At 58.0% G+C, this 18627-nt stretch carries 13 protein-coding genes and 1 tRNA gene; 10 read left to right on the top strand and 4 right to left on the bottom strand.

Translation table 11 applies throughout. From position 1 onward, the window contains the following. Positions 1–150: 150 nt before the first annotated feature. Complete coding sequence (locus N902_RS16095; protein ID WP_034621458.1) at positions 151–1128, top strand: aminotransferase class IV; 978 nt, start codon at positions 151–153, stop codon at positions 1126–1128. Positions 1129–1148: 20 nt separating this feature from the next. Here the strand turns inward: N902_RS16095 and mnmL are convergent, their stop codons facing one another. Next, positions 1149–2036, bottom strand: a complete 888-nt coding sequence (gene mnmL / locus N902_RS0102805) for a tRNA modification radical SAM protein MnmL/YtqA (protein WP_027369695.1) — start codon at positions 2034–2036, stop codon at positions 1149–1151. Positions 2037–2965: 929 nt separating this feature from the next. Here mnmL and mnmG point away from each other — a divergent pair. After that, positions 2966–4834: a tRNA uridine-5-carboxymethylaminomethyl(34) synthesis enzyme MnmG gene (mnmG, locus tag N902_RS0102800; protein ID WP_027369694.1), complete on the top strand. Its 1869-nt coding sequence runs from the start codon at positions 2966–2968 to the stop codon at positions 4832–4834. A 724-nt stretch (positions 4835–5558) separates the two neighbouring features. Here the strand turns inward: mnmG and purM are convergent. After that, the gene (gene purM / locus N902_RS0102795) at positions 5559–6611 is read right to left on the bottom strand and encodes a phosphoribosylformylglycinamidine cyclo-ligase (RefSeq protein ID WP_027369693.1); all 1053 of its coding nucleotides are present in this window, start codon (positions 6609–6611) and stop codon (positions 5559–5561) included. A 298-nt stretch (positions 6612–6909) separates the two neighbouring features. Between purM and amrS the strand changes: the two genes are divergently transcribed. From amrS to N902_RS16090, 6 genes are all read left to right on the top strand, one after another. Continuing rightward, positions 6910–7923 carry an AmmeMemoRadiSam system radical SAM enzyme gene (amrS, locus tag N902_RS0102790; protein ID WP_034621385.1) on the top strand — a complete coding sequence of 338 codons (1014 nt, stop codon included), beginning with the start codon at positions 6910–6912 and terminating at the stop codon, positions 7921–7923. Positions 7924–8188: 265 nt separating this feature from the next. Beyond that, positions 8189–8265 (top strand) — tRNA-Pro (locus N902_RS0102785). Between the two features lie 358 nt (positions 8266–8623). Then, positions 8624–9004: a winged helix-turn-helix domain-containing protein gene (locus N902_RS0102775; protein ID WP_027369691.1), complete on the top strand. Its 381-nt coding sequence runs from the start codon at positions 8624–8626 to the stop codon at positions 9002–9004. Positions 9005–9014: 10 nt separating this feature from the next. Next, positions 9015–10142 carry an MlaE family ABC transporter permease gene (locus N902_RS0102770; RefSeq protein WP_034621457.1) on the top strand — a complete coding sequence of 376 codons (1128 nt, stop codon included), beginning with the start codon at positions 9015–9017 and terminating at the stop codon, positions 10140–10142. Then, positions 10139–10888 (top strand): ABC transporter ATP-binding protein, encoded by a 750-nt coding sequence (locus N902_RS0102765; RefSeq protein WP_027369689.1) that lies wholly within the window; start codon positions 10139–10141, stop codon positions 10886–10888. Before N902_RS0102770 ends, N902_RS0102765 begins: the two co-directional genes overlap by 4 nt. Positions 10889–11151: 263 nt before the next feature. Beyond that, positions 11152–11952: a tyrosine-protein phosphatase gene (locus N902_RS16090; protein WP_051564178.1), complete on the top strand. Its 801-nt coding sequence runs from the start codon at positions 11152–11154 to the stop codon at positions 11950–11952. A gap of 92 nt (positions 11953–12044) precedes the next feature. Here the strand turns inward: N902_RS16090 and N902_RS16085 are convergent, their stop codons facing one another. Then, positions 12045–14045, bottom strand: a complete 2001-nt coding sequence (locus N902_RS16085; protein WP_084287661.1) for a polysaccharide biosynthesis protein — start codon at positions 14043–14045, stop codon at positions 12045–12047. A 457-nt stretch (positions 14046–14502) separates the two neighbouring features. On the opposite strand from N902_RS16085, the gene N902_RS0102750 reads away from it, so the two are divergent. Then, a complete protein-coding gene (locus N902_RS0102750) occupies positions 14503–14817 on the top strand; it encodes a hypothetical protein (protein WP_027369688.1) in 315 nt (104 codons plus the stop codon). Positions 14818–15288: 471 nt separating this feature from the next. Here the strand turns inward: N902_RS0102750 and N902_RS0102745 are convergent, their stop codons facing one another. Continuing rightward, the gene (locus N902_RS0102745; protein ID WP_027369687.1) at positions 15289–16116 is read right to left on the bottom strand and encodes a hypothetical protein; all 828 of its coding nucleotides are present in this window, start codon (positions 16114–16116) and stop codon (positions 15289–15291) included. A 32-nt stretch (positions 16117–16148) separates the two neighbouring features. Here N902_RS0102745 and N902_RS0102740 point away from each other — a divergent pair, with 32 nt between their 5' ends. Continuing rightward, positions 16149–18386: a YjbH domain-containing protein gene (locus N902_RS0102740; protein ID WP_027369686.1), complete on the top strand. Its 2238-nt coding sequence runs from the start codon at positions 16149–16151 to the stop codon at positions 18384–18386. The last annotated feature ends 241 nt before the right edge of the window (positions 18387–18627 follow it).

The following is an 18627-nucleotide window of genomic DNA, read 5'->3' as shown; positions in this document are numbered from 1 at the left end:
TCGTCAGTAGGGACTCGCCCATGGACGGAGTTTTGCTGACAATTTTTGGTTCTTCGACGTAGCTTGTGGATTTTGGGAGTTTGCCATCTCTTCTGTGTGCCCACTTTCTGTGTCGAAGAGCCCAACTTTTCAACCCACGAGAACATCGCCATGCCAGAGATCCCCAGCTTAACGGTCCATCAGGCAGTCGCCCGCCTTACCGGCATGCGCTGTGAACACCAGTCCTCCTATCTGGCCATGTACTCCACCTGGTTTGGAGGCATTGTCACCGATCCGGTCCTGATGCTCGTGCCCATCGACGACCACATGGTCCACCGCGGAGACGGCATCTTCGAGGCCTTCAAGTGCGTGCAGGGAAGCATCTACCTTTTGGACGCCCATCTGGACCGGCTGCAGCGCTCTGCCGAACTCATAGACCTGCCCTGGCCCATGGGCCGCAGCGAACTGCAGGATGCGGTCACAGGGACCATTCGGGCTGCAAAGACAGCAGACGTCCTTGTCCGCCTGTACATATCCCGAGGCCCCGGGGACTTCTCCCCGAACCCGTACGCCAGCATCGGATCCCAGCTCTATATTGTCGTCACCTCCCTCCCTACCCCGGATCCCGCACTCAGGGAGAAGGGCTGCGCCCTGGCCCTGAGCGGCATTCCGCTCAAGCCCGGAATATTCTCCACAGTCAAGAGCTGCAATTACCTGCCCAATGTTTTGATGAAGAAAGAAGCCGTGGATCAGGGAGTGGACTATACCGTGGGGCTTGATGAACGGGGATTTTTGGCCGAGGGGCCTACGGAGAATATTGGGATCGTCACCCGGAACCGCGATCTTCTGGTCCCCCGGTTTGAGCGCATCCTCCGGGGAACAACCCAGGTCAGGGCCATGGATCTGGCCCACACCCTGGTGGAAAGCAGCGAACTGCGTGAGATCAAGGAGACGAACATCAGTCCGGAGGACATTATGCAGGCCAGGGAGGTCATGATGTTCGGGACCACCCTGGACGTCCTGCCAGTGACCGCCTTTCAGGGCCGGAAAATCGATTCCGGAACTCCTGGCCCGATCAGTCGCCGGCTCTATGATATCCTGCGCCGGGATCAGCTGGAGAGCCCGGAGGTGCTGACCAGGGTCTTCTGACACTGACCACTGACCACCGACTACAGGTCTCTAATTCTCTCCTCAATCATCTGCAGGGTCTGCTGCTTGTTCACCGCCCACTCCGGCGCCACCAGCTCCTCCCGGTGCGGGTCTCCGGTCAGCCGCTGGATGATCACCTCCCGGGGAAGAATGCGCACGAATCTGGCCGCCAGGTCTGCGTATTCCTCCTGCTCCAGACAGCGATACCCGCCCCGGGCATAGAGCTGGTGCAGAAAAGTACCGCGGACCACGTACAGAAGATGGATCTTCACCGCCTGGATATCCTGCCCGGCTAAATAGCGGGCGGTCTCCAGCATCTCCTTTTCCCCTTCTCCGGGAAGACCGAGAATGACGTGCACGCACACAGGCAGACCCCGCTGCCTGGTCCGGTGCACGGCATCGGCGAAAGCCGCCACGGTGTGCCCGCGGTTTATGCGCTGAAGGGTGCGATCGTGGGCCGACTGCAGACCGTACTCCAGCCAGATGTCTTTGGTCTCGGACAGCTCATGAAGCATATCCAGAACCGAATCCGGGACACAGTCCGGCCTGGTCCCAATGGTCAGCCCGGCCACATCCGGATCTTTCAGGGCCTGGAGGTACAGCTCCCGCAAGGTGTCCACATGGGCATAGGTGTTCGTATAGGACTGAAAGTAGGCCAGAAACTTCTTGGCCTTGTACCGCCTGCGCAAAGGTTCTTTGGCCTGCTCCAGCTGCTGGGCAATACTCAGTCCGGCCCGGGCCTTTCCGGTCCCGGATCCCCGGGGATTGCAGAAGATGCATCCCCTGGAGCTTAAACTCCCGTCCCGATTGGGACAGGTCAATCCCGCGTCCAGGGTGATCTTCTGCACCCGGCACCCGTACCGCTGTCGAAGATAGGAATTGAAATCCCGATATGGCTTGTGCTGCATACCTCAACTCATTATGCCCCACGGGCCTGCCTGCGCAAATCCACAGCGGCACTTTCCATTTTTCCTGTCATTTCCCCGAGTCCTGTCCATGTCTACTGTCCTCTGTCCTCTGACGTCTGTCCCCCTCCCCGGCTACTGCCCACTGCTCTTCTCCCCGTCCCCCCTTGAGGGGGGCTCGGGGGGTGTTTCTCTTTGCCCCCTGGATCACTTCTCCGTTCTGCTCCAAGAGGGCGAAAGATTATTCGCCCCTACACCTCCCCCACGAATCCAGGCACCATTCCGCAGGCATTATGTCTTCCACCGACCACTGTCCACTGGCCACTGACCACTGCCTACTGCCTACTGACTTCTGATCTCTGACCTCTGACGTCTGTCCTCTGTCCTCTGACGTCTGTCCCCCTCCCCGGCTACTGCCCACTGCTCTTCTCCCCGTCCCCCCTTGAGGGGGGCTCGGGGGGTGTCTCTCTTTGCCCCCTGGATCACTTCTCCGTTCCGCTCCAAGAGGGCGAATGATTATTCGCCCCTACACCTCCCCCACGAATCCAGGCACCATTCCGCATGGCATTATGTCTTCCACCGGCCACTGTCCACTGGCCACTGACCACTGACTTCTGACTTCTGACCTCTGTCCTCTCCTCAGTTGACGCTCAATCCCCTGTATGCGTAAAATTTTGCATGCACCGCACGCACCAAACCCCGATCACGGATAACCAATAGCGCTTAGGATCACTGACGCGAAGAATGAGCGTCCAGTGCATCCGTTTGTTAGGATTTTCTTTCTTCGGGATCGGAATCGAAATCGATATCGGGATCGATATCCATAAGCTGAGAATGCCTCCTGCACCGAATGACATATTCTTTCGATGAGGATAGCGATCCCGATTTCGATTATCCTTACAAATAACGAATAACACTTATTACCAGAAACCATGTACGACGTCATCGTTGTCGGCGCAGGCCATGCCGGATGCGAGGCCGCTCTGGCCGCAGCCCGCATGGGATGCCGCACCCTGCTTGTATCCATTTCCTTAAACAGCGTGGGCCACATGCCCTGCTCCCCTTCCGTGGGCGGCATCGGCAAAGGCCACCTGGTCAAGGAGATCGACGCTTTAGGCGGTGAAATGGCCAAGATCACCGATCAGAGCGCGATTCAGTACCGGCGTCTGAACACCCGCAAGGGCCCTGCAGTCCGGGGCACCCGAACCCAAAACGACAAGGTCCGCTACCAGACCCTGATGAAGCACGCCCTTGAGCTCCAGCCGGGCCTGGAACTCAAGCAGGCCCTGGTCACCTCCCTGGCCACGGAAAACGGCCGGATACGCGGGGTGCAGGACGATCTGGGCGTGGTCTTTGAAGGCCGCAGCGTTATCCTCGCCTCCGGAACATTTCTGCACGGCCTGATCCATATCGGCACAACCCACATCCCGGCCGGACGGGCCGGTGAGTTCGCCTCCAACCACCTCCCGGACCAGCTCTGTTCCCTGGGCCTGGAGCTGGGCCGGATGAAAACCGGCACTCCGGCCCGCCTGCATCGCCGGAGCATAGATTTTTCCCGTTTTGAGCCCCAGACCGGCGATGACCACTGCCGGCCCTTTTCCCTGTTCACCGACCGGCCGGCCCTGCCCCAGGTGCACTGCTATTTCGGTCGAACCCATGTCCGGACCCACGACATCATCCGCAGCAATATCCGCTTTTCTCCCTTGTACGACGGCACCATCCAGGGCGTTTCCGCCCGCTACTGCCCCTCTCTGGAAGACAAGATCATGAAGTTTCCGGACAAGGAGTTCCACCATATCATTTTGGAGCCCGAGGGTCTGGACACTGAGGAGATCTATGCCAGCGGGACCGGAAACTCCCTCCCTTATGAGGTTCAGACCCAGCTCATCCATTCCGTGCCCGGCCTGGAGGAGGCCGAGATCATGCGTCCGGCCTATGCCATAGAGTACGACTACATCCTGCCCACCCAGATGCTGCCCACCCTGGAAACCAAGCAGATCCAGGGCCTGTATCTGGCCGGACAGATCAACGGGACCTCGGGCTACGAAGAAGCCGCAGCGCAGGGCCTGTGGGCCGGGATCAACGCCGCCCTCAAGATCCAGAATCGCGATCCCTTCATCCTGGACCGCACCCAGGCCTATATGGGGGTCATGATCGATGATCTGGTCAGCCGGGGGGTCAGCGAGCCCTACCGCATGCTGACCTCCAGGGCCGAATACCGTCTTCTGCTTCGGGAAGACAATGCCGACCTCCGCTTGCTGGAGATCGGCCACGACCTTGGGCTGCACGGCACAGACCGGGTCAAGGAGCTGCGGGAACGCCGGGAGGCGGTGGAGGCAGAGCTGGCAAGACTTCGCGTACAACACATCGCCCCCGGAGAGGGCACAAACCGCGCCCTGGCCTCCTGGGGCTCGCAGCCGCTATCCGGGGCGGTCAGCGCGGATAAGCTGCTGAAAAGGCCGGAGATAACCTATTCCCGGCTGATGACTGTATTGGGGGAGGACGAAAGGGGCACTGACCCCAGGATCCTGGAACAGGTGGAGATCCAGTGCAAGTACGAAGGGTATCTGCGCCGGCAGGAGGCGGAAGTGGACAAATTCAAGGACCTGGAACAGATCCGTATCCCCCGGGATCTGGATTACTCCCGGTTGACCGGCCTGTCCAACGAGCTGCGGGAACGGTTGAGCCGGATACGGCCCATGTCCCTGGGTCAGGCCTACCGCCTGCCGGGCATGACCCCGGCCGCCCTGTCCCTGCTGCGTATCGCCATCAAGAAGGCCCAGGCTGGCGGTGGGCAGTAGTCGGTGGTCGGTGGCCAGAGGTCAGAGGACAGAGGTCAGAAGTCAGAGATCAGAAGTCAGAGGTCAGAAGTCAGAGATCAGAGGAATACGGAATAATTTAAGAATATGGCCTAGATTCTGCGGGGCCGTGTGTAGGGGCGAATAATCATTCGCCCTCTTCGGATTTGGAGGAGAATAAGTGCTCACCCTCTGAATGTATACAATATAGCTGGAAGCGCCACATGCCGTCCCCCCTTGAGGGGGAATCCAAGGGGGGTGTCGGCACGCCGCAGATCCTGGGAAAGCCACAGACAACACCCCCCAACCCCCCTCAAGGGGGGACAAGGTTGGCGTAGAACCGCGGTTTGATATCAGGCGTCCGGATGATCCGCTGGACTGGTCCGACTGTCTTTGCTCTTTACTGATCTCTGTTCACCGGCCAATGACTCCTGACTACAGACTACCGACCACCGATCTCTGTCTTCTCTCCGTCCCCCCTTGAGGGGGGCCGGGGTCTTCTCTCTGTCTTATGATCTCTGACCTCTGACTACCGCCCACAGGCTGCCAGCTACTGTCCACCGACTACAGACTACAGACCACCGATCTCTGTCTTCTCTCCGTCCCCCCTTGAGGGGGGCCGGGGGGTGTTTCTTCTCTCTGTCCTCTGTCTTCTGACCTCTGACGTCTGACGTCTGACTTCTGTCCTCTGTCTTCTGTCCTCTGTCTTCTGTCTTCTGACATCCGGCTACCGCTCCAATACCACCTCCACCTTTTCGTCCCCTTCCCTTTTGGCTTCGGTCCGTCCTATCCTCCAGGCTGTTTCCTTCAGTCCCTGCAGGCGGAGGAGGACATCCTCGGCAACCCGCTCATCAGCGATCAGGACCACCCCCAGACCGCAATTAAATGTCTGGAGCATCTCCGGCCAGGTCAGCCCGCCCTGTTCCCGGAGCCAATCAAAAACCACGGGCCTGGACCAGGAAGAAAAGTCAACAGTGGCTTTTACCCCTCTGGGCAGGACCCTGGCCAGGTTGTCGTACAGACCGCCTCCGGTTATATGAGCCATGCCCTTGATCTCAAAATCGCGCAGGACATTGAGGATGGATTTTGCATAGATCCTGGTCGGCTCCAAAAGGACATGTCCTATGCTCTGCTCTGTTCCGGGCATGGGGCTGTGCAGATCGATTCCGTGATCCGCGATGATCTTGCGCACCAGGGAGTAGCCGTTGGAATGCAGGCCGGAGGAAGCAACCCCAATGACCGCCTGCCCAACCCCCACGCTCGAACCGTCCACGATCATGTCGTTGTCCACAATACCCACGCTGAATCCGGACAGATCGTATTCACCGGCATGGTACAGGCCGGGCATTTCCGCAGTCTCTCCTCCCAGCAGGGAGCACCCGGCCATGCGGCATCCCTCGGCTATCCCGGAAACCACTTGCTCGGCCTGATCCACATCCAGCTTGTCGGCCGCAAAATAGTCAAGAAAAAACAGCGGCTTGGCTCCGTGAACCACGATATCGTTCACGTTCATGCCCACCAGATCGATGCCGATGGTATCGTGCTTATCCATGGCAAAAGCCAGCTTCAGTTTTGTCCCCACCCCGTCGGTGGATGAGACCAGCACCGGACTGCGGATGTCGCTCAGATCCAGCTTGAACATGCCCCCGAAAAGACCAATGTCGCTGAGCACCCCCTTGGTATGGGTCGAGGATGCCATGGACTTGATCCTGGAGACCAGTGTGTCAGCTGCCTCCAGACTTACCCCAGCATTTTTGTATGCTGCACCGCGATCCTGCATGTACTCCACTCCTTGTTCGCCTCATCGCATCCTAAACGCATCCGCATATGGGCCAAAGCCATCACACATTTTTCTGTGCCGGCACCCGACATTCATCCTGATCCTCTCAGTAGGCCATAGTATCCACTGAACCGGGGATTGGCAAGCGTCTCCTTGGAAGAAGGTTCTGGATTGACAGCCCGGTTCGAGAGTGCTTAGTATACTCATAATAGGACCAGTGCGTAATATCTGTACCCTGAATGTAAAAGGACAGACGCAGAGACTACCTGGCACCGGCTCCTTACAAGGAGGTACAATCATGCATCCGGCCAAACTCTGGAGTTCGCGTAAGGATAATGCTGTTCAATGCGGTCTCTGCAGCCATTTCTGCCGTATTGAAGACGGGGAGTACGGGCTGTGCGGCGTCCGGGTCAACGAGCAGGGCAGCCTGTACACCCTGGTCTACGACAAGGTGGCCGCGGCCAATGTCGATCCCATCGAAAAGAAGCCCTTGTTTCACTTCCTGCCCGGCAGCTGGAGCTTTTCAATCGGCACCATGGGCTGCAATCTGGCCTGCGCCTTTTGCCAGAACGACAGCCTGTCCCAGGGCCCGAAGCAGTCCCATCACATCCAGGGACAATCCATCTCCCCGGAGCAGGTTGTGCAGTCCGCGACAAAGCATGGCTGCGCATCCATTTCCTACACCTACTCCGAGCCGACCATCTTTTTTGAACTCATGTACGATACCTCGGTGCTGGCCAGAGAAAAGGGCCTGAAAAATGTCCTGGTCAGCAACGGATTCATGTCCACACAGTGCCTGCAGGAGCTCGGACCGTATGCCGACGCCATCAATGTGGACTTAAAGGCCTTCACCGAGGAGTTCTACACCACATACTGCCAGGCCAGGCTGAAGCCTGTGCTGCACAATTTAAAGACGATCAAAGAGCTGGGCTGGTGGCTGGAGGTGACCACCCTGATCATTCCCGGGCTGAATGACTCCAGGCAGGAGCTGCGGGAGCTGGCCTCCTTTCTGGCTCAGGAGCTGGGCCCGGAGGTCCCCTGGCATATCTCCCGCTTCCATCCCGCCTACCGGATGCAGGACATCAGCCCCACTCCGGTGAGCACCTTGGAAATGGCCTTTGAGATCGGCAAGCAGGCCGGTCTGCACTATGTCTACTTGGGCAATGTCCCCGGACACAGCAGTGAAACCACCATCTGCCCCCAGTGCGGCCAGGCGGTCATCCAGCGCCGGGCCTTCACCCTGGGAAAATCAAACCTGCACGAGGGCAAATGCGGCCATTGCGGGGCGCACATCGCCGGGGTGTATCAATGACAGGCCGGAGGTCAGGAGGCAGTAGCCGGTAGACAGTGGCCGGTGGCCACCGACCACTGTCCAACGATCTCTGTCTTCTCTCCGTCCCCCCTTGAGGGGGATTGGGGGGTGTTTCTCTCTCCCTCTTACCGGCCACTGGCCACTGGCTACTGACCACTGACTTCTGACCATCGGCTACCGCTCTTCTCCCCGTCCCTCCGTCTCTCTGCCTCCCCCAAATCCCTTGCCCTCGCATTCATTTTTGGCTACACTCGGCTTCGCTGTTCGGGAAGTGGCGCAGTCTGGTAGCGCACCTGCCTTGGGAGCAGGGGGCCCCCGGTTCAAATCCGGGCTTCCCGACCATTTTCTATCCCTTCTCCTTCCATACCCGCCCCTGCGCTCCACGGTCTGAGGTCTTCAAATTTCCATGTACTGGCTCCTTTCCTTTGCAGACATTGACCTCATAATGATCTGCACCTAAAGTATGTACTTTATCCGACAGCGAAAGCTCCTCTTTTTGATCAAAAGCGCACGCGTTCTGCGCTCCTTCCAAAAGTTCAGGAAGGTTTTCCGGCAGACGGTGACCAGCTCTTGCCGCTTCCGATTGGCGGAAGACCCGGATTGGAACTGAGACAACACCACCTAAAGCTATTGAGCTCAGGCCTGCAGCGATCCGCAGGCAAGGCCCCTAAACGAAAACCAAACGCATCCTACGATGGCCATGAGCACCTCCAAAGACAACGTACCTTTTGTCGTCCGATCCAAGATCTGGATTGCGGACCATGACGAACAAATCGTTTTCGGTCTCGGCCGGTATCGCATTCTGGAGGCTGTGCACCGTCTGGGCTCCCTGCAGGCTGCGGCTCAGGAGCTGAAGATGAGCTACCGGGCAGTCTGGTGCAGGCTGAAGACCACCGAAGAGCGTCTGCACCGCGACCTCCTGGTCCGCAGCAACACCGGCTCCACCCTCACTCCCTTTGCCCTGCAGCTTCTCAAGCAGTTCCGCCGCTTACAGGCGGTGATCGAAGCCGAATCGGACGCCATGTTCAAGGAGCTGATGGCCGATTCCATCGTCCCTGATCAGGAAGATGCAGACCGGTAGCCGGGTGCCCATGCCCCAGCCAGACATCCAGACCTCCCTCCATGCCGGCCAGCTGCAGATCAGCATCTCCGGCGACTGGCTCCTGTCCACCTCTGTCCCGGACCCAGCACCCGTTTTTTCCGCTCTCCAGAACAATCCGGAGATTCGCGCAGTGTCCTTTGACTATACCCGGCTCTCCGCCTGGGACAGCACCCTGGTCACAGCTGTCTTCCATGTCCAGTCCCGGGCCCGGTCCGCTGATATTCCTGTGGATACATCCTCACTTCCCCAGGGCGTACAGCACCTTCTGCGGCTTGCCTCCTCAGCCCAGGCCTCTGCGGCTCCTTCCCTGCCCTCCTCTTCCCTGCCTCTTGCCGCCCGGCTGGGAGCCCTGGCCCAGGACTGGCTTCGCGGGGCAGTGGAATCCACCGACTTTGTGGGCCAAGCCGCATTGTCCTTTTTCCGCCTGGTGCGCGCCAAGGCCGTGTTCCGTCCCCGGGACCTCTCCGACCAGCTCCATTTCTGCGGAGCCCAGGCCCTGCCCATTGTGTCCCTGATCAGTCTCCTAGTCGGATTGATCCTGGCCTTTGTGGGCGCGGTTCAGCTCAAGTACTTCGGGGCCCAGATCTATGTCGCCGACCTGGTGGGCATTGCCATGACCCGGGAAATGGGGGCCATGATGACCGGAATCATCATGGCCGGGCGCACCGGCGCGGCCTTCGCCGCCCAGCTGGGCACCATGCAGGTCAATGAAGAAACCGACGCCCTGTATACCCTGGGCATCTCTCCTTTTGATTTTCTCGTCCTGCCCAGAATCCTGGCCCTGGTGGGCATGATGCCCTTCCTCTGCCTCTATGCCGACCTGGTCGGGATCATGGGCGGGGCCATCGTGGGGCTGGGCATGCTGGACCTCTCCCTGCCTCTGTACTGGAATCAGACTGTGGCAGCCATCACCATGCCCTATGTTTGGCTGGGGGTGATCAAAAGCTGCGTATTCGGCTTTATCGTCGCCTTTGTTGGCTGTCTGCGCGGCATGCAGGCCGGACGCAGCGCTCAGGCCGTGGGGCAGGCCGCCACATCTGCCGTGGTGACCACCATAGTGGGCATCATCGTCGTGGACGGACTCTTTGCCGTCATCTGCAATATTGTTGGGATATGAGCACGAAAGCCACCATCACAATCCAGAACCTGACCCTGGCCTACGGTTCAAAGGTCATCATGCGCGATCTGACCTTTGACGTGCACCAGGGCGAGGTCCTTATTGTCATGGGCGGCAGCGGCAGCGGCAAGAGCACTTTGCTCAAGTCCATGATCGGACTCGTTCCCCCGGCCGCAGGGAAGATCATGTACGGGACGACAGACTACTGGTCTGCCGGGGAGAAGGAACAAAACAGGATTCGAAAGCGAATGGGCGTTTTGTATCAGCACAGCGCCCTGTGGAGCTCCATGAACCTGGCTGAAAACATCGCCCTGCCTCTGGAAATCTCCACCAGCCTGCCCCCGCATCAAATCCGGGAAATGGCGACCTTCAAGCTCAGCCTGGTCGGCCTGGCCGGTCAGGAGCAGGCCTATCCTTCCGAGCTCAGCGGGGGGATGCAGAAGCGGGCGGCATTGGCCCGGGCCATGGCCCTGGACCCGGAGATTATGTTCTTCGACGAGCCCTCCAGCGGGCTGGATCCAGTCAGCGCCCGACGTCTGGACGAGCTGATCCTGGAAATCCAGTCCAGCCTGGGTACAACCATGGTCGTGGTCACCCACGACCTGGACTCCATCTTCACCATCGGCACCCGGGCTGTCTTTTTGGACCCCAAGACGAAAACCATGACCGCAATCGGCGACCCAAGGGATATGCGGGACAATAGCGACAATCCGGATGTCAGGGAGTTTCTGCGCCGGGGGAAGTAGAAGGCAGTTTTTACTGGTTCTTGGACCTAGCTTGTGGATTTTTGGAGTTTGCCATCTCTTCTGTATGCAATTCCACTTTCTGTGTCCAAGAGCCTCTTTACTCTTTTCAACACAGCGACAGATGGTGATTTCAAAGAGTTGTTTCCCGGACCGCCAGATTTCACCCTGGCCATTCTGGGATCGCCAGACGCCTGCCTGGCTCTTTTGTTGTGTTGGGCCAAAAACGCTCAAAGATTTCTGATCTGCCGGAGGCAAAGCCGAACATGATAGACATCCACTGCCACATCCTGCCCGGACTGGACGACGGTCCGGAGACTGACGACGAATCCCTGGACATGCTCCGGATGGCGGCTGAGGACGGCATTACCGATATTATCTGCACCCCGCACCATCTCCCCGGCCTGTATCCCACCCGTGCAGAGTCCATCACAGCAGCCGTGAGTTCATTGCAGCAGAAAGCGGACGCTGCCCGCATCGCACTTGTTCTCCATCCCGGAATGGAGGTCCATGTCAGCGCTGCTGAGCCCGCCGGCCTGGACAGCGGCACCCTGCTTGGCCTGAATGCCAAGAACAATGCCGTTCTCCTGGAGCTTCCGCACAATTTTGTGCCCCCCAACCTGGATACTTTTTTTTGGTCCTTCATTTCTGTGGGCATTCGGCCGGTACTGGCCCATGTCGAACGCAACACCGGCCTTTTGACTGATCCCTCGCCGCTGGAAAAATGGGTACCCATGGGGGTAATCACCCAAGTCACAGCCTCCAGCCTTTTGGGCCGCTTCGGCCCGGACGTAGAAGACTTCGCCTGGCGGCTGATGGAGTGCAACCTGGCTCATGTCCTGGCCACCGACGCCCACAGCCCACATGCCCGCCGGCCGCTGATGAGCGACGCCGCGGCTGAGATCGAAGCCAGGCTGGGCTTAGAACTGGCCCGGGACATGACCCAGCACCGGCCCCGGGCACTGCTGCACGGCCAAGACATCGACCTCCCAGACCCTGTCCCCATGCCTGCAAATCAGGACTCCCCCGGCCTGTTCCGCCGCCTTCTGAGCTGGATCGGCGGGTAAACCAGCGATTACCCATATCGCGTCAAGCGCAAAATGGGTAACCCAGGTCCTTTCTTAGCCATCGGATACTTGTATCCAGCCCTTTGCCAGATTTAGGGACCATAGAAAGCGGATGCGGTGCTGTTTATCTCCGCAGCTTGCCGGATGCATGTGTCTTCCATGGAGAGCACCCGGGAAGTGCACTGAGGTATCTTGCTGACCACATATTCGCTTTCCGATATCGTATACTCCGGAACCAAGCCCTTGAATGAGGTCTTGATCCCGTCCCCATCCAGGTTGTTGGCTTGAGAGATCAGGTCGGGCAAGAGGCCGAAAACACGTCTGCATTGCCCTGAGGATGGCCCCAAAGCATGCATACCTAAGACCATAATGTCCTTATGTCCGGTCTCCACCACACCTTCACCCTGAGTAATCAGCTCTTCATACAGCTTTTCCCCAAAACGTATGCCGGTATATGTGATTTGAATGTCTACATCCGGCTCCCGTCCGGACAGTCGAATAAGATCCCGAGCCATGTCTGCAATCCGAACCGGTTCGCCCATCTTGAGGATGTAAATCTCTCCCCCCTGCCCCATACCTCCTGCCTGAACAATGAGCTGGCAGGCTTCGGGAATGGTCATGAAATAGCGGGTCATCTCCGGATGGGTGACCGTTACCGGCCCCCCGCGCTTGATCTGCCGCTGGAACAAGGGGATGACAGAGCCGGCAGATCCCAGGACATTGCCGAAGCGCACTGCCATAAAGCGCGTGTGTTCCCGGGGCATGGCCTGCATGATCAGCTCGGTGACCCGCTTGCTGACCCCCATGACGTTGGTCGGCCGGACCGCCTTATCCGTGGAGACAAGCACAAACCGCTCCGCCCTCCAACCCGCGGCAGCCTCCATGACCACCTTGCTGCCCAGGACATTGTTGAACACAGCCTCCCAGGGATTCCTCTCGATCATCGGAACATGCTTATATGCGGCAGCATGAAAAACAACCTGCGGTCTGTACTGGGCAAAGACCCGGTCCACAACCGCAGCATCCTGGACCCGGCCCAAAACTGTGACATACTCATGAAACTCAAGTTCATGCTTGAGCTCCATCTGCACGGCATACAGCGACGACTCCGCCCGGTCCAGCAAAACCACTGTCTGGGGCTGAAAACGAACAACCTGTCTGACCAGCTCCGAACCGATGGACCCACCGGCCCCGGTAATTAAAACAACCTTGTTGTGGATGTATGAACTGATCTTTTCACAATCCAGAACAACCTGCTTCCTTCCCAGCAGGTCCTGAAGATTGACCTCCCGAAACTGGGATATGCTTACATTTCCTTCAATGAGCTCCCCGATACCGGGCATTGTCTTAAACCCAACCCCCGCCTGTTCACAAAGCGTGACCACACGCCGCATCTGCTCTCCATTAGCAGACGGCATGGCTATCAGCACCTCCTGCACCTGTTTGGTCCGCACAACCTGATCAAGACCATCGATACCTCCCAAGACAGGCACCCCGTGCAGGCTTCTACCCACTTTACTGGAATCATCATCCAAAAAGCCTAGCGTCTGATACGTTAATTGAGGATTCTCAATCATTTCGCGAAGGATCTTTTCTCCTGTACTTCCAGCCCCCAAAATAACGCACCGGGTCAGGTCCTTAGACCGGCGGCGCAGCTGCAGTTCGCTGCTGTTTTGTCCGGCCAGGGTTCCCCGTTTGGTGAAATAGGTCCGGATGGAGACTCGGGCACCTCCAGCAAATACAAAGGTCAGCACGGCATCGATGACAAATACTCCCCGGGAATAGCCTTCGAATCGAAAAAGAAAGGCCAAGATAGATACAGCCAGGATCTCAGCCAGCACGGTTGCCTGAGCCAGGCGCCAGAAATCGCGGATGTCGGAATACCGCCACATCCCCTTATACAAGCTGAAAACCCAGAACATAACCGACTTACAGATCACCATGAACGGCAAAACGGTCATAAACTGCTCAAAATAGTCCCAGGGTGCAAAGTCGAAACGGACCCAATAGGCTCCGGCCAAAGCTGCGGCAAACAGAAAAACATCAATACATACAATAAGATAAAATTTGGGATTGCGCAGACTTCGGAGCATAAGCACGCCTTTGTTCTATGGATTTATATCCTTATAGGATGAAACCCTGTGAGCATCTTGTGCAAAACCGGCAAAAAAGAATGACAATTTCTGCGCACTACCAGAGGCGAAGGGATGAAAATATGAAGGGAAATTTCTGTGTTAAGTCTTCCATCGGCTGAATAGCAAAAAAAGTTATCCTTGTCGATACTGAAGTATACATCCTGGACAAACAGCTAACGAATCGGTGGGAATAGGCGGACAAGGCTCAAACGTCGACGTCCAACGAACTCTAGTGAAGCAGTCGCTTCGCCGCCCATTCTTATCAGAGTTTCTCGGTTGCAGGAGGCGATCTCTCCTGCCAAACACTTGACAAACCCCAAACTGCAAACTACTGTAGACTAAAAATACGATTGGCACTCAGGGTTGCCTGAGAAAATGCTGCTCCTTATGACAAACACATGAAGGAAGGTGAGCTATGCGCAGGGCAATCATTACCCTCCTCCTGCCGGTTCTTCTGGCAGTGGGCACTCCGGCCGTTATGGCCCAGAATGCGGACCAGGACACTGGAACCCCTGAACAGACCCAAGTGGCTCAAAACACTCAAGAAGGTACGCAACTGACTCCGGCTCCTGAACCTGGAAGTACTGTAGCCTCGAACGCGGTTGCTTTTGGTCTGACCAAGACCCAGATCGGAATCGGCCTCGGCATTGCCGCAGCAGCAATTGGCGGGGTTGCAGTGGCCGCCAGCGGAGACGGCGGAGACGGTCATGGTCACGGACACGGTTTCTAAGAATTTAACAACGTATCTGGCAAAAAAAAGCCCTCTGAGGAAATTCTCAGAGGGCTTTTTTTGCGAGATAGTTCGCTCACAGACTCGCTTACGAATGCAACCGGTGGTCTGTGGTCGGTGGACAGTGGCCGGTAAGCAGAGATCAGATATCAGACGTCAGTAAAGAGGTTAGTAAAGAGCAAAGACAGCCGGAACATTTCAGCGCATCATCCGGATGCCAGATATAAAACTGCGGTCCCACGCCAGCCTCGTCCCCCCTTGAAGGGGGGGTGGAGAGAAGACAGAAGCCAGAGGTCAGATATCAGAATTCAGCCGGAAAAGGGCGAATGATTATTCGCCCCTACACACGGAGGCGCCTGAACCGGGCCACATTCTCCATCTATTCTGCCTCCCTCTGAATTCTGACCTCTGACGTCTGATCTCTGTCCACCGACTACCGTCTTCTTCCTCTTCCCGGCCACTGACTACTGCCTACTGTCCACTGCCCACTGTCCTCTGTCCTCTGTCCTGCAGCCATTCCTCCACAAGCCACGCAGTCCAAGCTTCCATTTTCTCATCCATGATCCGCTTCTGACTGCGGGTCAGGCGCAGTCCGGCCGGCGGCGGCTGGTCCTGCCCCGGCAGAGACCAGGTGGCCACCAGCACCGCGCGTCTCTTTCCTTCGGGCCACAGGACATAGGCGCCCACTCCTCCGGTCCATGAATTCCGGTACTCTCCAGCGAAAAAGGCCCAGTCCGCGGCCATTTCCTCGCTTTTTTCGTTCCCCCGGCTGTAGAGGAAAAAAGGTTCACTGACCGGAAAACCGCGATCATCGAACTCGCTTCCAGAATCCTGAAAAACACACTGCAGGTACCTGCCCATGCTCCCAGTACCTGTATACACCACTGTGGTCTGTCCCAGCCCGGGAACGGCATTTGACTGCCGGTTTCCCAGACTGAACCCGGCTGGAACCCGTACATCAACGTTCCAGACCACGAGCCGGCCACGCGATGCACCCACCTCCGGGGGATTGATCTCAGGAAAAGGGGCCTCCGGGTCCGTCCCTGTCTGCCGCCACCCCCGGCTTTCCAGACACAAGTTGTAGGCCTGCTGCAGGGCGGCAGGATCTGGGCGTTGTCCGCTCACTGTCTTCTGCCTGGCAACAGAGGTGGCCAGCTTTATACAGTAGGAGTGATCAGCTTGAAATGCCTGCTGGTCCTTTGCGGGGTGGTACCAGTTTGTTGTCGAGCTGCAGGCCGCCAAAAACAGGATGGATCCCAGCGCTACAGCTGTTTTCCGGCCGATTATTCTCTTTGACACGCGTCCTCCAGCAGGCTAGAAACTTCCAGATCATGGAGCACCCACGAACAATCCACAAAAAATGCCACACACACCCGTGGTGTCAATGCCAGGCCCTGACCATTGTCCATTTCCGGCGGCAACTAAGGCCTTCGGTTATCCGTTACCAGGCAGCTGTTCTTTTCTGTCTGGCCGCAGTTCTGTTTTTCACTCCGGCCCAGGCCGAAATGCCCCTGGAGTACGCCCTGCCCTCCCTGCAGTCCTACACCGGAATATGGCATATGCCCACCGCCCGCATCCTTCCGGATTGGACCATGCGCCTGGGCTACGGACAGGCCGATCCCTATCGGTACTACGGCGGGGCCCTGGGAGTCTTCGACCGCCTGGAGCTCCACGGCCAGTTCACCGAGGTGACCAGCCTCTCAGCATTTGGCGGCGAAGGCTACGGCAACTACAAGGACCGTTCGGCCGGTGCGCGCCTGGTCCTTGTGCCCGAGGACACAGGCCTGCCCCAGATCGCGATCGGGGCCTACGACGCCACCGGCACTGGGCTCTTCCCTTCCAGGTACATCGCCTTTTCCAAGCTCATGGGCGATGTGGATTTCACCATCGGCCTGGGGCAAGGCATTCTGGCCGGCGACTATCCGGCCGGTGAGGACAACGGTGATGACCAGGCCTTCAGCTTCCTGCTCTCCGACCCGTTTCGAAGCACCAGCCTGTTCGGCGGACTGGAGTACCATGTCACCCCGGAACTTACCCTCTCCGCCGAATACTCCTCCCTGGACTGGTCCAACATGTTCGGGTTTAGAAACACTGCCGGGACCAGGGTCAAGGATGCCGACACCTCTGTGGACATCAATCTGGGACTCAAATACACGTGGGCCGATCATGTCCATGCCAGCCTGGCCCTGCTCCGGGGAACGACCCTGGCCGGAGGGCTGCAGATCAATTTCCCCCTGGAACCCGAGGGCATGCTGCCCTGGAAACGGACCGAGATCGCGCCGGTGGGGGAAAAGAAGCGCTGGGAGGCCTATCTGGCCGGAAATGCTGAGCTGGCCCGGCGCCTGGCCAGGGTGGCGGCAGAGGATGGATTCGAGCAGGTCCAGGCCGCTGTCTCGGACAACGCGGTGTGGATCGAATACGTCAACGCGGTGCACTCCTCTCCGGCCCGCAGCTTCGGGCATGTCTTCGCCCTTCTCGACCCCTACCTGCCCCAGCGCATTGACCGCGTCTACTTAAACATCAAGGACAAAGGGCAGGTCCTGCAGTCCTTACGCGCCAGCCGCAGGGATATAACTGATTTTCTAAACAGCCGGATCAAAACTCGGAACTTTTTGCAGCGTGCCGATCTGACCCTGTACGCCGATAGGCACTGGCGGGAGTTTTCAGCCGGAGAGCACCCCTCAACCAAGGTCAAGGCCCCGGAGGACCGCCTGCACTGGGGGATCTATCCCCGGGTGCGGACCTTTTTGAACAACAGGGCCGGATTCTTCAAGCACAAGGGACTCGTTGAGCTGGAGTCCAGCTACCGGCTATGGCCGGGTGCATGGGCCTTCGGACGAGTTGAGTTTCCGGTGTTCAACCAATACGATGACCTGGTCTGGACTCCGCTGGAAGATGAAGACTCGGTGCGCACCGACCTGGTGGAATACCAGAAGCAATCCGATATCCGGATCACCACTCTGGCCCTGAGCCAACACGTTTCCCTGCCGGGAGAGATCCAGGCCAGAGTGAGCGCAGGGATCTTCGAGTCCGCCTTTGCCGGGTTCGGGGCCGAGTGCTTCCGCTACTTCCACGACGGACTGTGGGGGATCGGGCTGGAGGCCGAAGCGGTGCGCAAGCGGGAGGTTGATGAGAATTTCAGCTTGCGTAGCGATGCGGATTCTTGGTACACACCTGCATTCATCAACCTCTACGCCCAGATCTGGCCCAGCCAGGGCCTGGAGGCCGGGATCAAGGCCGGGCGCTTCCTGGCCGGGGACCCGGGAGCGCGATTCGAGATCCGCCGGCACTTCAAGAACTTTACCATTGGGGCCTACTACACCAAGACCCGGACCGATGTCTTTGACAGCCCTAAGAACAGGGATTCGGAATTCAAGGGGGTGTATATCCGGGTTCCGTTTTCCCTGTTTAGGGACCGGGATGAGCCCGGACACCTGCGCTACGAGTTCACCAGCTTTACCCGGGACCAGGGCCAGACCGTGAGCCAGCCGGACCGTCTGTATCCCATGGACGGATCGGCAACCCCGATTCAGACCAGACGGAAAATGGACGAGATGCCTAATTTTTGACCGCCTGTATTATTACCGCCCCCATGCCTACAGGTGTGACCCAAAAGGGGTTTCACCAGGGCGGCAGGAAAAAGAGGATGGAACCGCAGATCTCGCCCCAGTGAAATGGATGAAATTTCACGGGGCAAGCAGATTCACGCAGATAAAAGATCATGATCAGCGAAGATCAGCGCAATTAGCGGTTCAAAAATTCTTCCTCTTTGTTCTTCCGCAGATACGCATAAGCGGTAGAAAAAAGAAG

This window comes from Desulfovermiculus halophilus DSM 18834, from assembly GCF_000620765.1.
GTDB classification, from domain to species: domain Bacteria; phylum Desulfobacterota; class Desulfovibrionia; order Desulfovibrionales; family Desulfothermaceae; genus Desulfovermiculus; species Desulfovermiculus halophilus.
The sequence above is the reverse complement of the archived record's forward strand: the minus strand, read 5'-3'. Positions and strand labels throughout refer to the sequence as shown.

Coding starts and splice junctions, on each gene's coding strand:
- N902_RS16095 (WP_034621458.1), top strand. CDS start 151: ATGCCAGAGATCCCCAGCTTAACGGTCCATCAGGCAGTCGCCCGCCTT.
- mnmL (WP_027369695.1), bottom strand. CDS start 2,036: ATGCAGCACAAGCCATATCGGGATTTCAATTCCTATCTTCGACAGCGG.
- mnmG (WP_027369694.1), top strand. CDS start 2,966: ATGTACGACGTCATCGTTGTCGGCGCAGGCCATGCCGGATGCGAGGCC.
- purM (WP_027369693.1), bottom strand. CDS start 6,611: ATGCAGGATCGCGGTGCAGCATACAAAAATGCTGGGGTAAGTCTGGAG.
- amrS (WP_034621385.1), top strand. CDS start 6,910: ATGCATCCGGCCAAACTCTGGAGTTCGCGTAAGGATAATGCTGTTCAA.
- N902_RS0102775 (WP_027369691.1), top strand. CDS start 8,624: ATGAGCACCTCCAAAGACAACGTACCTTTTGTCGTCCGATCCAAGATC.
- N902_RS0102770 (WP_034621457.1), top strand. CDS start 9,015: ATGCCCCAGCCAGACATCCAGACCTCCCTCCATGCCGGCCAGCTGCAG.
- N902_RS0102765 (WP_027369689.1), top strand. CDS start 10,139: ATGAGCACGAAAGCCACCATCACAATCCAGAACCTGACCCTGGCCTAC.
- N902_RS16090 (WP_051564178.1), top strand. CDS start 11,152: ATGATAGACATCCACTGCCACATCCTGCCCGGACTGGACGACGGTCCG.
- N902_RS16085 (WP_084287661.1), bottom strand. CDS start 14,045: ATGCTCCGAAGTCTGCGCAATCCCAAATTTTATCTTATTGTATGTATT.
- N902_RS0102750 (WP_027369688.1), top strand. CDS start 14,503: ATGCGCAGGGCAATCATTACCCTCCTCCTGCCGGTTCTTCTGGCAGTG.
- N902_RS0102740 (WP_027369686.1), top strand. CDS start 16,149: ATGGAGCACCCACGAACAATCCACAAAAAATGCCACACACACCCGTGG.